The 14,286-nt window shown below is 62.4% G+C and carries 10 protein-coding genes; 2 read left to right on the plus strand and 8 right to left on the minus strand.

Annotated elements, in window-relative coordinates:
* Positions 1 to 58: 58 nt before the first annotated feature.
* The 4 genes from MOD31_RS20890 to MOD31_RS20905 form a co-directional block, all read right to left on the minus strand.
* Positions 59 to 1,570, minus strand: coding sequence for a leucyl aminopeptidase (locus MOD31_RS20890; protein ID WP_250821582.1), 1,512 nt, complete (start codon positions 1,568 to 1,570; stop codon positions 59 to 61).
* Positions 1,567 to 3,339, minus strand: coding sequence for an MFS transporter (locus MOD31_RS20895; RefSeq protein ID WP_250821583.1), 1,773 nt, complete (start codon positions 3,337 to 3,339; stop codon positions 1,567 to 1,569). The genes MOD31_RS20890 and MOD31_RS20895 overlap by 4 nt, the downstream gene beginning before the upstream one ends.
* Positions 3,340 to 3,384: 45 nt before the next feature.
* A complete protein-coding gene (locus MOD31_RS20900) occupies positions 3,385 to 5,187 on the minus strand; it encodes an SLC13 family permease (RefSeq protein WP_250821584.1) in 1,803 nt (600 codons plus the stop codon).
* Positions 5,188 to 5,302: 115 nt separating this feature from the next.
* Positions 5,303 to 7,861 (minus strand): LuxR C-terminal-related transcriptional regulator, encoded by a 2,559-nt coding sequence (locus MOD31_RS20905; protein WP_250821585.1) that lies wholly within the window; start codon positions 7,859 to 7,861, stop codon positions 5,303 to 5,305.
* Between the two features lie 207 nt (positions 7,862 to 8,068).
* On the opposite strand from MOD31_RS20905, the gene MOD31_RS20910 reads away from it, so the two are divergent.
* Positions 8,069 to 8,665: a DedA family protein gene (locus MOD31_RS20910; RefSeq protein WP_165450157.1), complete on the plus strand. Its 597-nt coding sequence runs from the start codon at positions 8,069 to 8,071 to the stop codon at positions 8,663 to 8,665.
* A gap of 10 nt (positions 8,666 to 8,675) precedes the next feature.
* Here MOD31_RS20910 and cls read toward each other — a convergent pair whose 3' ends face one another.
* Genes cls through MOD31_RS20925 form a run of 3 tightly spaced genes read right to left on the minus strand, consistent with a single transcriptional unit; the run spans position 8,676 to position 11,635 of the window.
* Positions 8,676 to 10,142: a cardiolipin synthase gene (gene cls / locus MOD31_RS20915; RefSeq protein WP_223941210.1), complete on the minus strand. Its 1,467-nt coding sequence runs from the start codon at positions 10,140 to 10,142 to the stop codon at positions 8,676 to 8,678.
* Positions 10,143 to 10,148: 6 nt separating this feature from the next.
* Positions 10,149 to 11,213 carry an AI-2E family transporter gene (locus MOD31_RS20920; RefSeq protein ID WP_250821586.1) on the minus strand — a complete coding sequence of 355 codons (1,065 nt, stop codon included), beginning with the start codon at positions 11,211 to 11,213 and terminating at the stop codon, positions 10,149 to 10,151.
* A 44-nt stretch (positions 11,214 to 11,257) separates the two neighbouring features.
* Positions 11,258 to 11,635, minus strand: coding sequence for a PLDc N-terminal domain-containing protein (locus MOD31_RS20925; RefSeq protein ID WP_142937484.1), 378 nt, complete (start codon positions 11,633 to 11,635; stop codon positions 11,258 to 11,260).
* Between the two features lie 313 nt (positions 11,636 to 11,948).
* Between MOD31_RS20925 and MOD31_RS20930 the strand changes: the two genes are divergently transcribed.
* On the plus strand, positions 11,949 to 13,223 hold the full coding sequence (locus MOD31_RS20930; protein WP_250821587.1) for a hypothetical protein: 1,275 nt from the start codon (positions 11,949 to 11,951) through the stop codon (positions 13,221 to 13,223).
* A 46-nt stretch (positions 13,224 to 13,269) separates the two neighbouring features.
* Here the strand turns inward: MOD31_RS20930 and MOD31_RS20935 are convergent, their stop codons facing one another.
* Complete coding sequence (locus MOD31_RS20935) at positions 13,270 to 14,025, minus strand: ZIP family metal transporter (protein ID WP_142937486.1); 756 nt, start codon at positions 14,023 to 14,025, stop codon at positions 13,270 to 13,272.
* Between the last annotated feature and the right edge of the window lie 261 nt (positions 14,026 to 14,286).

Consider the following 14,286-nt stretch of genomic DNA (forward strand, 5'->3'; position numbering starts at 1 on the left):
AAGAGGCCCCGCCGCTGCACGTTCTGCAGTGGGGGGCCTCTTTGCTGCCCTCCGCACCTCACCCCGCCGGGTAGCCGAGGGCCAGGTCGATCAAGAGGCGGGCGCCGAAGCCAGTGGCACCTTTGCTTCTCCACAAGTCGTCCTTGTCCGACTGCATGGTGCCGGCAATGTCGATGTGCGCCCAAGGGGTCTCCCCAACGAACTCGGCCAAGAACAGCGCAGCTGTGGTGGACCCCGCGTAGGGTCCGCCCAGATTGGAGATATCAGCAACGTCGGAATCCAGCTGGGGACGGTAGGCCCGCTCCAGGGGAAGCTGCCACACCTGCTCGTCAGCACGGCTCCCGGACTCAAGCACCAGGTCCACCAGGCGTTGATCGTTCCCGAACACCGGAGCGGTGAGCTGCCCCAAGGACATCAGTGCGGCGCCGGTGAGGGTGGCTATATCCACAATGCCGTCCACGTCGTCCTCCACCGCCAGCGTCATGGCATCGCACATCACGAGGCGACCTTCGGCGTCGGTATTCTTCACCTCGATGGTGAGGCCGCTGCGGGTGGTGAGGACATCTCCTAACTTGTACGCCGAACCGGAGGGCATATTGTCCGTGCACATCAGAAACCCGGTAACGGCGGCCTTGCAGCCGAGGTCACGGAGAGCGGTGAAAACGGCCAAGACCGCTGCCGCCCCGCCCATGTCCATTTTCATGAGCAGGTGCATGGGGTCGCTCGGTTTCAGGCTGACGCCGCCGGAGTCGTACATGATGCCCTTGCCCACCAATCCGAGGTGTCCTGTTGGCGATCCCTCCGGTCGGTAGCTGAGCTTGATCATGCGGGGCTCTTGGGCGCTGCCGGCATTGACGCCGAGCAGGCCGCCGCACCTGAGGTCGATGAGTTGTTGCTTGTTGAACTCCTCCACCGTGAAACCGAACCGATTGGCAAGCTCCTGCGACACCTCGCCCAAACCCGCAGCCGTCAGGTGGCTCGGCGGTGCATTGCACAAATCGCGGGCTATGTTGGTGGCGCGGACCTTCACCCGACCCGTGGTCAGCCCCCGTTCCGCTGCGGCTGTGTCTACGCCCGGGGCGAGGAACTGCACCTCGCTCAGAGCCGTTGGCTTGGCCTTGCTCTTTAGTGTGTCGTAGCGGTAGCGGGCCAGCAGCACGCCCTCGGCCAAAACCTGCCCCAGGTGCTCGGCATCGATTCCCGCAGTATCGGAAAGCTCAAATCCAATCCGCGCGTGGCGCTGCGTGGCGCGAACCAACGCCGCGGCGGCCTTCCGCCAGCCGTCAGCGTCCAATGAGCCGGGTTTGCCGCCGCCGACCGCAACCACCAGCGTGCCCGAGGCGTTTGCCAACTGCAGCGTGGTTCCGGGTTTGCCGTCGAAGCCCGCACTTTCCAAGGTTTCCCGGTGCAGTCCGACGGACGCCGGAACCTCACCCTCGGAGGGGACAACCACGGCAAGGGCATCCAGCTGGCCAAAGCCGTCCACGAAGTGCAGCTCCGGTTCGTCGGCCTCAAGGGACGGGACAGCCGTGAAACCTTCAGGGATGAGTTTGTAGGGTTCGTGATTCACCGTTTCGCCTGTTCTGTAGTGGTTTGAGCCGCTGTAGTGGTTTGAGCCGCCGTGGTGCCTTGCGCCGCTGTAGTGGTGGGATGCGCCATAACCGCTTGGTCCGCCGGGAGGCCGGGTTCCGGGATGGCATCCGGATCGTCCGGTTCGAGTTGCTCAGGGAGGTCACCCTTCATGCGTCCGGGCATGCGGCCTGCCGGGACAATCGCCAGCAAGGCAAGCCCGGACAACCCGAGGAGGGAGATCTGCAGGGCCCGAAGGCGAGCTTCCTCATTGACTTCGATCGCGGCCTCCAACTCGGCGGGACTGCTGACCCGGTCGCCGATGACGCCTTCAACTTGGGCATTGGTCATGAAATCGGCCTCGTTGATGTTCACCTTGTAGATCAACTCCTGGGACACCTCCGGATGCGCGGCGGCGCCGCTGGCTATCAGGCTGGACAACATTCCGACGGCGAACGCGCTCGCCACCGCGATGCCCACACTGCCGGAGAGGTTATGGACCAGCCCGCGCCAAGCTCCGACGTCGCCGGCCAACTCGCGGGGAACCGCGCTGAGCAGCGTGTTGAACACCAAGGCGACGATTGCGCCTTGGCCAAGTCCCAGCAGAATCAGCCCCAGCACCACGAAGATCTGACCCCAGTCATTGCGGATGGTGAAGGCGAGCAGGATGAGTGCGCCGGCCACCACCACGAAGCCGCCCTGGGCGATGACACGTGGCGGGAATTTGTCGTACAGGAAAGCCACAAAGGTGCTCGCGAGGAAGATCGACAGGGTGTAAGGGATGATCGAAAACGAGGTCTCAATGCTGGAACGGCCCTGAACGATCTGTATATACAGGGGGATCAGGAAGTTTGCGGCCGTACCAACAAACAGCATGATGGCCATGCACGCCGTGACTGCGAGCTCGGAACTGGAAGCGAGCACCCTGAGGTCGAAGATCCGCGGAAGCTTGGCATCCTGGCGCTTCCTGATCCACGTGAAGAACACCTGGCACATGATGAGCCCCAGGATGATCAGGAGTGGCGCGGGTGAGAGGCCGAGGATCTCGAAGGGTGCCTGGCTGGTGGCGAACCACGTACCCCAGGAGGACAGGCCGCTGAAACCGAAGCTCAGCAGAATGACGGCCACCGCGGCGATGATCGACCCCGTCCAGTCGATCTTCAGGTTCGGTTGCGCCGGGACAGTCTTGAGCCTGAAACTCAGCAGCAGGTTGATGGCACCAAGGACCACCATGAGTCCGAACGAGTAACGCCAGCCGATGGTGGTTGCGAACCAGCCGGCAATGAGCAGCGCCAAAACACCCGCTGCCGGGATGGCCGCGGCCAGGAGCCCGATGGCTTTGGCTTGTTGCTGGTCCTTGTAATTGGTGGCGATGAAGACCGTGAGGGCCGGTGCGATCAGTGCAATCACCGCGCCTGAAGAAGCCTGGGCAATGAACAGCATTGCGGGACTGAGACTCAGTGCCACACCCGCCATGGCGGCCGCATGGATGGCCACGGCGATCTGGAACACCTTGCGCGTTCCGAACCGCGCGCCCAGCTTCGCTCCCAACAGGATGAAGGCCGCCATTGAAAACGTTCCGGCAGTGATGGCAGTGCCCACGGATGTAGCCGCAGTGTCCAGGTCGGTAGTGATGCCTTGCATTGAAACCGTCAAAGCGTTGACGGCGAACGATGCCTGGATCTGGGTGAGGACCACCACGATCAGGGGCAGCCAGGAAGCCGCCTTGACGGGTGGTGGGGTTTCTTTGGTGGTGCGCTCACTGGCCATGTCTTGCTCCTGGTGTGCTCTGTTGGTTGCATGGGTTTATTGGTGCTAGTTCTGAAGCGGCCAGATCACGGGCACCAACAGGATGGCCACAGCTGCGTAGAGGGCCATGATCGCCAGCCCGAACTTCCAGTAGTCGCCGAACCGATAGCCTGCCGGTTGCATGATCATCATGTTGGCCGGAGTCGCCACCGGCGTCAGTAAGGCAGCGGAGGACGCCACCGACACACACATCAGCACTGCGTAGGGGTTGATGGAGGACTCCTGCGCCACGGACAGGGCAATGGGGATGATGATCAGCGCCGTGGCCGTGTTGCTGATCAACTGCCCCAGGACGGCGGTGACCACGAACAGTCCCACCAGCAACAACAACGGGCCGCCATCTCCCACTACGGACACCATGCCTTCAGCCAGGATCTCCGCAGTGCCCGTCGAGGTGATCGCCGTGGACAACGGGATCATTCCTGCCACCAGGATGAGCGTGGTCCACGCCATGGAACGGTGGGCCTGCTGAACAGTTACCACGCGGAGTACCACCATGGCCAGCGCGGCCAGGAGCGCGGCGACCGGCGCAGGGACGAGATTGGTGGCCAACAGGACAACCATGACGCCGACGACGATCAGCGCCGGTGTGGCGCGGGGCCCCAACGGGACGGTCTGCCTGCGGATGGTATCCGGCGAGTCCACCAGCAAGACGTTGTGATCCACTGTGTGCTGGTCCAAGGCAGACCAGGTTCCCTGCAGAAGCAGCCTGTCTCCGGCGGTGATGAGAGTGCGTCCCGACGATTCCGGCTCGCCCGGATGATGGTGGGCCAGCACCACCAGGTCGCCGCTTTCGGTGACCATGCCGGGGTAAGCCTCCGTGCCAACGAGGTCCGAACGGGGTGCGACCACCACCTCGGCTACTCCGTAGCTGCTGCTGATGAGCCCGCACGTCGCGTCGTCGTCTTGTTTCAGGCCATACCGGGCGGCAAGGGCGTTGATGGTTTGCTGTCCCCCTCGCACCACAATCTCATCGCCCCCTTCGAACACATCGCTCTCGGACGGCTTGCCGGCCGGGTCCTGAACGCTGATGAGGTGGAGATGACCGCCGTCGTGCTCGTCCTGAAGACACGCAACCGGCTGGCCCACCAAGGCCGAGCCGGCGGGGATGCTGAGCCGGCTCAACCCATCGCCATCCAGATAATGGTTCATGAGCGTCACACCATGGGAACCCAGATCCTTTGGGAGTGCCTCAGGGGTCCTGGTGGGCAAAAGCCGTGGCCCCAGCCAAAGGGTCAAACCGATGGTTCCCAACAACAGCGGAAGCCCCACCAGCCCGAACTCGAAGAACCCGATCCCCGTTCCGGTAGTGTCCAGCGCCGCATTGAGAATGAGGATGTTCACCGGTGAACCGGTCAGGATCAGCAGTGAACCCGCGTGAGCGGCAAAGGCCATGGGCATCAACAGCTCGGAAGGCCGCCTGCCCAGGCGAACCGCCAGCACAACCACCATGGGAAGCAGCGCGGCAACTGCCCCATTGACACTGATGAGTGCCGTTAATAGGGCCGTAAGAACCATCATCAACACCATCAGCCGGGTCCGGCTCGTCCCCGAAAACCTGATGAGCAGGCTTCCCAACCACGTAGTAACGCCTGCGGCATCAATGGCCTCCGCCACCACGAACAGCGCCGCAATCAACACCACGGTCCCGCTCCCGAAACCGGCAAACGTATCGTCCAACCCCACAATGCCGGTGCCATACAAGGCCAAGGCCGCTCCGAGTGCCACTACCTCAACCGGCAGGCGGTTCCACACGAACGCCGCAATCACCACGACGAGCACCAGCAACGTGAGGGCGACGTCTGTCATGAGTGCCTTCGGTAACCCGCAGGATCTTTGGCCAGCATTCTCTCAGACTAGATCCGTGTTCCCGCCGCAGGGTCACCCCAAACAGGTGAGTGATGGGCGTTTTCCGAGGTCACGGCTAGGGTAAATATCCGGTCTTATAGGCCGCTGCCACCGCGTCATGCCGTGAACCGGCCCCCAGCTTCGAATAGATAATGCGAATGTGAGTCTTCACCGTGTTCACGGACAAGTGGAGTTCCGCTGCCATCTGTTCCTGCGACAAATGCGATGGAAGGAGAGCGAGGACCTCCCGTTCCCGGGGAGTCAACGACTGCGCTTGCCGGGTGTCAGTGGGCGGCCGTAAAGTCAGCAGCCGCTGGGCCAGGGCCTCTCGCGGCCCATAGGCGCCTACCCTTTCCACCAGGAAGTCCATCACTTCCCGGGGAGCGATGGCCAGGGGTCGGAGGACGTCCAGTTCGGCTGCCGTGTGGAGGGCTTCTTCCAGGAGTTTGCCGGCCAGTGTGCGTCGTCCGGTTCGTAGGGCCATGGAGCATTCCAGAACGGTCACGTGGAGCCTGGTCCATTCCAGCAGCGGCGTTATTGTGCCGGCGTGCAATGGCCTGAGGCGGTCCGAAGCAGCGTCGAAGCGGCTGATCCCGGCTGGCCCCTGAGCACGCAGGAGGCAAAGTTCACCCGTTCCTGGAATTCGCTCTTCCGCCCATTCCAACACCTCACGGGCTTGGTCGGCATGGCCAAATGCCAGTGCAGCGGTGTGCTCTATCACAGCGATGCTGGCAGCCAGCGGCCGGGCAAAGACATGGTCCCTGCTGATCCGCAGCCTGGCTTGCCGCAGGTCGCCAAGGGCGTTGCGCCTGTTCCCGGAATCCAGGTGCGCGCATGCTGTAATGATCTCCAGCGTGGCTCGCATGGCACCCCCGACTCCCGTGGAGGAAGACCCGAGTTGTCCGAGTTCGGAAAGGCCTGCCGCGGCAAACTGCAGGGCCTTGTTCGGTTCAGCACGGAGGAGCGCGGCCGAGGCATGCATGAGTGCGCCAGCAGACCTTCCGGCGCCGGCCGTCCACAGTTGTCTCGGCAGCTTTTCCTCTGAGAGCCGCAGAACTTCACCGGCACGGCGGAGCTGGCCTTGCAGCGAATACATGGCTGCCAGTTTGAGATAGACCTTGCCGGCGAGGTAAGCGTTGCCTGCCTCGCTGGCTTCGATGAGGGCTGCGGAAGCTTCGTTCTCGGCAATCCCATAGCTGCCTTCCACCAACGCGGCAGTGACCGTAACCATCCTCGCCTCGATACGGACGTCGCTGTGCCCCGAGAAACGGAGCGCAGCGTGATCCACGGTGGCCTGCGGGTCATGGCTCTCCCACGCGTCGCTGAACCAGGAAAGTCGCGCTTTTGCCAGAGCCTGCAGCTCTCGGAGTTCGGCAGGAGGGTCGGCAGTCCGATGCCGGTTAGCCGCAGCTAAATAACGGGTAGCGGTGGTGGGCTGACGGCTTTCAACATAGGCCAGTGCGGCAACCACGCAGAGTTTGGGATTCACAGCGAAGAGGGCGTCAGGCAAAGCAGCAATCGCACGGCGGACGTGCACCACTTCACCCGACCCCAAGAGCGCCGCGCCATGCCGTTCAAGGACGTCGATGATCAGATCATTGTCCGCGGAGTCCATGGCGTGCCTGAGCGCCGCAACAGGCTCGCCGGCACACTCATGCCACCGCGCAGCAATCCGGCTGAAGCGCAGTAGTTCGTCGGGGTGCTTCCGGGCCAGCCTGGTTTTGAAATAGCCGCGGATCAGAGGGTGGACCAGGAAGACATTCCGCCCGATGCCTGACGACTCAACGATTCCCTTGTCATCGGCCAGGCGCGAGAGGATGCAGCCGGCGTTCGTGTTGCCAGCAAGGATGTTGGCCTGTGCCGCAACCACCTCGCGGCACACGCTGGAACTGGACAGTACATGCCGTTCCTCACGGGAAAGAGCACTGAGGATCTGGTGGTCCAGGTAATCGGAGAGCTGCCGGTCGTTGGCAGCGAGGTCTCCCAGAGCGGCGTCCGGATTGGCAGCCTCGCGAAGATAACGCAAGGCGAGGACCACACAGGCCGGCCACCCCTGGGTCTGCCTGAAAAGCTCAGGCAGTTGCTGCACCCCCACCAGGGTGGTTGTCCTTGCTGCCAGTACGTTGATGTCGTTCACAGTGAAAGCCAGGTCTTTCGCGCCCAACTCAATGACGCGTCCGCTCAGCCGGGCAGGTCCCGGGTCAACCGCAGAGCTGTCCCGGAAAGCGAGGGCCAGTTGAAGGGGCAGGCCCGCTTGGTTGAGCAATGCGGGTATCCAGTAATCTCGTTCAACCGGAGCAAAGCCGTCCACGCCGTCGATCACCAGACGAATGGTGGTGCCGGATGCAGTCAGTACTTGGGCAAGATCTCCCAGGACGTCCACAGCACAGTCTTCGGCTCCGGAAAATTGCTCCAAAGCGCCCGGTGGAACGGCAGGGCATCGCCGGAGCGCCCCCAATATGGCGGGCCATAGGGCTTCCCTGTTGTGTTGGTCGGGGCCGAGCCACGCGACGTCGTGCAACTGACCGTCCAGCCACTGGCTCAAGAGCACTGTTTTTCCGTACCCTGCGGGGGCGCAGATCAGCACGGTGCTGGCCGTGCAATCAAGCTTGGCCACGAGTCGGGGGCGTGCCATCAATGCCAAGGGCGGCCGTGGGACCGCAGTTGGCTTCGGGCTTAAGAGGTCCGGGCGGGTACCACCTAGGTCGTCCACACCTTCAGTGTAGGGGCGGGGCTTCGAGGATTCACCCGGTATAGACGATCCGCGTGGCGGCCATGGGACGTAAGGATGATCTTGGCGGCCGTGAGACGCTTGGAGAAGGCCCGCGAGAGGGGTTTCACCATGCAGTTTTTCAAGGACATCATGAGTGCCGCGGACTCCGGGTGGGTCTACCCGCTTGGGGCGATCTTTGTTGCGCTCTCGGCCATCTTCCCGCCGATTCCCACGACGTCATTGTTCGTGGCCTTGGGTGCGCTCGCGGCCACGGATAACCTCCCCAACGCGTTCCTGTTGTTCGCAGCCATGCTCGCCGGTGCCGTGGCCGGCGACGTGGGCGCCTACGAATTGGTCCGTCGCCGGGATATGGCCAACTGGAGGATGCTTCAGGGTCCCCGCCCCCAGAAGGCTCTGCACGCATCCCGGGAACGCTTGGCCAAGCATGCGGCCTCGTGGGTCCTGACGTCCAGGTTCGTGCCTATGGGGCGGCTGACCATGAACGTGGCCAGCGCGATCACCCCGGTTCCACGGGGGAGGTTCGTCCTGTATTCGGTGGTGGCAGGCATCGTGTGGTCCGCATACTCCGTGGGTATTGGTGCCCTCTCCGGGCTCCTGCCCGGGCTTTCCACTGAGTTCGCCGTGGTGATTGCCATAGCGTTCTCATTGCTTCTGGGCCGGGCCATCAGCGCTGGAGTGACCTGGTATCTGCAGTTGGATGACTAACCAAGCCACGTTACTGAAGCGAGGACGTCAACCGCGCCAGGTTATCCAGTGCCTTGTGGCCTACTGGCCGGCGGAGCCAATCCTCCAGCAGCAACTCCGTGCTGGCCGCGCGGTAGCTGTCCTCGACTGCCCGCATTTGGTCGACTATTGAGCGTCCATGAACCAGTACGGAAACTTCCATGTTGAGGCTGAAGGATCGGACATCCATATTGCTCGAGCCGATCACAGCGACGTCGTAGTCCACGGTGAAGTGCTTGGCATGCAGGACTTGCGGTGCCTTGTACAGGTAAATTCGGACGCCTGCCCGCAGTAGAACCTCGTAGTAGGAACGCTGTGCGTGGTAGACCATGGCTTGGTCGCCCACTTCCGAGACGAAGAGCTCCACGTTGAGGCCACGGGAGGCTGCTGTGATGATGGCCAACTGGATGGCCTCGTCCGGTACGAAGTATGGGCTGGTGATGCTGACGCGGTGCTCGGCCTTGTAGATGAGTGTGGTGTAGAGCTTGAGGTTGTTGTCATTGTCGAAGCTGGGGCCACTGGGAAGGACCTGTGCGTCGATGAGCTCGGGTGCGGAACCAAGGACCACCGGCGAAGTGTCCAACGGCAGCAGTGTCTCGGATTCGCTGTACCAGTCAGTGACGAACACTGCGTCCAGTTCCCGCACCACGGGGCCTTCCAACCGCACCATCAATTCGTGCCATTGGAGGCCCCGCTTGATGTTGCTTTTCTTGTTATAGGACGCATCAATGAGGTTTTGCGAGCCCGTGTATCCCACGCTGCCGTCCACTACCACCAGCTTGCGATGATTGCGCAGATCCGGGCGCTGCCACTGTCCTTTGAAAGGACGCAAGGGGAGCATGGCATGCCATTCGGCGCCCATCCCATCAAAAGCGCTCAGCATGTCCCGATACGTGGGGTCGCGGACCGCTGCCAAATGGTCGAAGAGGACGCGGACCGGAACTCCCCGCCGGCAAGCCCTGGCCATGGCCTCGAAGAACGGCTCAGTTGTGGGGTCCAACGCCAAGATGTAGAACTCCACGTGCACGTACTCCGTGGCGGCATCGATGTCCTCGATCATGCGATCAAAACATCCCTTGTAGTCCTCCAGTAATTCGGCCCGGTTGCCGCCCACCATGGGCAGCGCGCCCAGCCGGAGGTTAAGTTCGACGGCGGAGCGCAGCCAGGCGGGCCAGTCCTCACTGTGGCTCACTGCTGAGAGGCCAGGCGTCCGTGCCAGCATGAGCTCGTTGACGGCGCGCTGCTTATCGCGCCTGGCCTTGGGAAGTTTGCCGCGGCCCACCAGCAGGAATGCCACCATTCCCAAGTAGGGGATGAAGATGATCGCCAGCACCCAGGCAATGGCAGAGGACGGCCGCCTGTTTGCGGAGACCATCACTGCCGCGATTGATCCGAGCACAATGTGGAGCGCCAACAAGATCCAGGCGACAGCATCGGCGTCGTTCAGTAGTCCTTGCATGCCGCGCTACTTGGCGTTCTGCTGCGGTATGACCACCTTTTTGATGATCAGCAGAATAGAGGCCGTGGTGGGGCAAGCTATCAGCGCCCCCAGCAGGCCCAGGAGCGTCCCGCCCACCATCGCGCCAATGAGGACCAGGGAGCCTGGGATGCTGATCGCCTTTCCCACTATGCGTGGGGTGAGCACGTAGGCTTCCACTTGCATGTACGCCAGCATGACGAGGAAGACCACAAGGGCCGTCGAGGGAGAGGTGAAAAGTGACACCACGGTAATGATTGACGTGCTGATGGCGCTGCCCACCAAAGGTATGAGGGTGATGGGGAACGCCAGGACGGCGAGGACCGCCGCGTACCTGACTCCTGCAACAGACAGGAGAATGAAGGTGAAGATCGCATTGAACAACGCAAGGATGGACATGCCGCTGAGGTATTTACCCACCGAAGCAACAATTGTGTCGGTTATCTCCGCGAATGATTCCCGTCGTGATGCGGGAACCAGGGAGTAAAGGCTGGCTTTCATCATTTCGTGCCCAGCCACAAAATAGAGGGTCAGGACAACAACAAAAATTACGGCGAAGGTGCCATTCACCACGTTGTAGCCCACCTGCACGGCACCCCCGCCAATGGCGAGCCAAACATTGGGATCCGCCGCCGAGGTTTCCAGCCACTCCAAGAGCGGGGTCAGCGCTCCTCCTAAGGTTCCGTTAAATTCCAGGAACCATTCCTGTTCACTGACTGCTTCGAAACTAGATGGCAGCAAACTGACCAGCGCTGCGCCTTCCTCCACCAGGATGGGGACGATGAACCGTATCAGCACGGCCACCAGCAGCAGGAAGCCAACCGCCACGGCAAGGACTGCGCCGCCGCGGGAGAATTTCCACCGTTCCAGCCAACGAACCAGGGGATAGAGGCCCAGGGAGATGAACAATGCGGCAAAGATCAAGGTCAGCGAATACCGCAATGTGATGACTGCGGAGCCCAAAGCCAGGGCTACCAGTACACCGAGCGCCGCGATGAGGCCGAAGCGGAACGGTCCGCCTTCCAACAGGGGGAATGCCTTCAATCGCGTCATGCGGTCCCTTTCGGCTGTACGTGAAGAGCAGACCGTAGCCTGGGTCAGGCCAAAGCGATCTCCTTGAGGCGAGCGTACTCGGCTTCGTTAATGTCTCCAGCGGCAAGCAGCGCTTTGGCCGCTTCGATTTGTTGGGTGGGGGAGGGGGCTCCGGCGACGTCGCGGATGTAGTTCTCCGCCTCTTCCACCGATTCCCTGACCCGAATCTCACTACGCAGAGCCATGCCCTTTCCACGCATGATCACGTAGATCAATGCGGAGATGAAAGGAGCCACGAACAGGCATAGGATCCACAATGCTTTTACGCCACCACTCAGGGCTTTATCGCGGAGAAGATCGGAGATGATCTGAAAGAGGAGGATCAAATAGGCAACAAAGAAAAACGCAACAATGATGCTCCACAACGATTCCAAAAAGCTCATGGTGTCTTCCCATCGTTCGTTCGGCCCGGGGCTGGACCGCCGTCCTCCGGCTGGGGATTCGCTCCCCGGCTGGACCACACCACCATTCTCGATTCGCCCGCGCCCCCAGCGCGCGTGCCTTCGGTGGATCGGTATCGAATGGGTAGAAAGATCACCCACTAAGGGTGAGCGGGTTGATGGCGTTGGACGACTGACGGATTGATACGTGCCCGCTGCCGGTCACAAATCCCCCGTAGCGCCGTGGCTGCAGCTCGCATCCGGAGGTCCGCTACGCTGCTCAGAGCCACGCCAATCCGCACGCATAGGGCCACCAATGACGCACTCTTTCGCAGCCGACAACGCCCTCCCGCAGTCGCAACATTCGCCGGGACCGACGCCCGAAGGCAACGCCGAACGCAGCCCCGAGCGCAGCCCCGAGCGCTCCGCGGCCGGCACCGCTCTGGGAGCCTTCGGAATGGTGGCACTCATCGGCGTGATCGCACTCCTCCTCCACATGCTCGCGGAGCATTCTCCGCGAGTGGGTCCCGGTTACGCCGGCTGGGCGCAGGAAACCATCGGTTCCGCTCTGGCCGCGGTGCGCTGGTTCCTCGGTGACATGACCGAGCCGCTGTTCTACAAGTCCGATCTCGGAGCGGTCGGACTGCTCACGGGTGCCGCGTTAGCGTGGTGCGTTGGCCGCCGCGGTGTGAAGTGGGTCGGCACACTTAGCTACGATTCCGGGCTGTGGCCCTGGGTTTTGGCTTCCGCTTCGATGAGTTTGTTGCTGTCCAACCTGGTGTTCGGTTGGGTGCTCGACGACGGGTGGCAGCCAACGTTCGTTCCGTTCGTTTGCGTCGCTCCCGCTATGGTCCTGCTGTACGGGGCTGGTTGGCGGACCTGCATCACCGGAGCGATCCTGGGTGCAGCTACCACCACACCGTTGGCGTTGCTGTTTATCCCCACTGTTTCAGCCCCGCTTGCCCTGCCGGCTGTGGTGGCAAGCGTGCTCGCCATGTCAGTGGGCTCGGTCATCTCATTCCTGATAGCCCGGCGTCTGCCGTGGCTTGTCCTGCGGGAGGCTCGGGAGGTTCGCCCTGCCACGCAAGCGGAGCTGCCGCCGTCGAGCCTCAACCGGCGCGTTCCCGCCGACGCCGTTTGGGCTGCGCGGCGGGTCCTCAAGGACTTCACGGAAACTCATTTCTTCGCCAACGAGCTCGCCGGCGCCGGTGTAATCCTTGCTGTGGCCGCGGCATTTGTCCTGAACCCGGGACTGCCGTCGTACGGGACCGGCCTGCTGCCGCACATACTGTTTGCCCAGGCACTGACCTCGGCCATCGGTGTCACGCTGTGGCGGGGCTGGTACCGCGAGGGCGGATGGGCGGCCACCTACGCGTCCGTTGTGTCGGTTGCCCCGGCGGCAGTCCTCGCGTACGGCGGCTCCTCGCAGGGAATGGTGGGTGGTGCCGTGATAGGTGCCATCCTGGCACCGCCGATAGCAAAGGCGATTTCCGCGCGGCTGCCCACCGGCTTCCATCCCGTCATCGGCAACACGGCCGCCATGGCAATCTCGACGGCGGTCGCCTTGCCCCTGATTGGGCTGCTGCCGTAGTTCCTGTGTCCCCGCCCAAGTGACGTGGAGCCAACCCGGCCGGTGTTTAGCCGCCGACGTGATGAATCGTGAACGCACTCAGGAATCCCACGGCGGCCGTTAGCCCGGTCAGATTATGGTGCTCCTCGAAGGCCTCGGGAATCATGGTGTCCGCGAGCATGGCGAGGATTCCGCCAGCGGCAATGGCCGTGATAAACGCGATCACGCTCTCCGGTGCATTTTCCAAGGCGGTGTATCCCAGCAGGGCAGCAAGCCCGCTGAACACTGCAATGCCGGCCCAGGTGCCAAAGACGTAGGCGGGGCTGCGTCCGGCCTTCTTCATGCCTGCTGTGCTGGAGAGGCCTTCCGGGACGTTGGATATGAAGACGGCGGCGAGCATGGCCGGACTCACTGCTCCGCCGGCGAGAAGGCCAACACCAAGGACCACTGATTCCGGGATGCCGTCAATAAGTGCCCCTACTGCGATGGCCGTGCCGCTTCCCGGGGAGTCCTTCTCCGAGGGCTGAGGTCCACCGGAACGTTTCCGATGCTTGGCTCCAGCCCGGGCCAGCAAGACGTTGGAGCCCACAAAGATCACCGCTCCCAAAAGGAAGCCAAAGATGGTGGGGATCAGTCCGCCGCCCTCAACGGCTTCATCCACAAGTTCGAACGACAATGCAGAGATCAGGACGCCGGCGCCGAATGCCATCACCGTGGACACGATTTTGGCCGGCACTTTCCAGATCCACGCTATGCCCGCTCCGAGGACCAAAGCGCCACCGGCAAGTGTTCCCCACATCAAGGCCTGCAACCACATTGGCATGAGTCCCACCCTTCCATTGGCCGTTCATGTGCATCAAGAAGTGTTGCACATGGGGTTCGATGGGCTATCCCGACGTGCGTAGATTGCCCGGGGTCCGGCTGGGTTGGGCTGGACTGGGCTGGGTTGTATTGGGCTGCGGGAGTCTTGAGGTTTTCCTGAGGAAGTGTTGCGGGTATGCAGGATTTGTTCTTGATCCGGGCCCGGCACAGTAGTTCTTGTCAGCCACACAGGCTGGAAACGAACGGCCGGCCGGTCTCACGG

Source organism: Paenarthrobacter sp. TYUT067 (assembly GCF_023656375.1).
Lineage (GTDB): Bacteria > Actinomycetota > Actinomycetes > Actinomycetales > Micrococcaceae > Arthrobacter.

Bases quoted from the DNA above. Each gene is read 5' to 3' on its own strand.
- MOD31_RS20910 (WP_165450157.1), top strand. From the start codon at position 8,069: ATGCAGTTTTTCAAGGACATCATGAGTGCCGCGGACTCCGGGTGGGTC.
- MOD31_RS20895 (WP_250821583.1), bottom strand. From the start codon at position 3,339: ATGGCCAGTGAGCGCACCACCAAAGAAACCCCACCACCCGTCAAGGCG.
- MOD31_RS20900 (WP_250821584.1), bottom strand. From the start codon at position 5,187: ATGACAGACGTCGCCCTCACGTTGCTGGTGCTCGTCGTGGTGATTGCG.
- cls (WP_223941210.1), bottom strand. From the start codon at position 10,142: ATGCAAGGACTACTGAACGACGCCGATGCTGTCGCCTGGATCTTGTTG.
- MOD31_RS20905 (WP_250821585.1), bottom strand. From the start codon at position 7,861: ATGGCACGCCCCCGACTCGTGGCCAAGCTTGATTGCACGGCCAGCACC.
- MOD31_RS20930 (WP_250821587.1), top strand. From the start codon at position 11,949: ATGACGCACTCTTTCGCAGCCGACAACGCCCTCCCGCAGTCGCAACAT.
- MOD31_RS20935 (WP_142937486.1), bottom strand. From the start codon at position 14,025: ATGCCAATGTGGTTGCAGGCCTTGATGTGGGGAACACTTGCCGGTGGC.
- MOD31_RS20925 (WP_142937484.1), bottom strand. From the start codon at position 11,635: ATGAGCTTTTTGGAATCGTTGTGGAGCATCATTGTTGCGTTTTTCTTT.
- MOD31_RS20920 (WP_250821586.1), bottom strand. From the start codon at position 11,213: ATGACGCGATTGAAGGCATTCCCCCTGTTGGAAGGCGGACCGTTCCGC.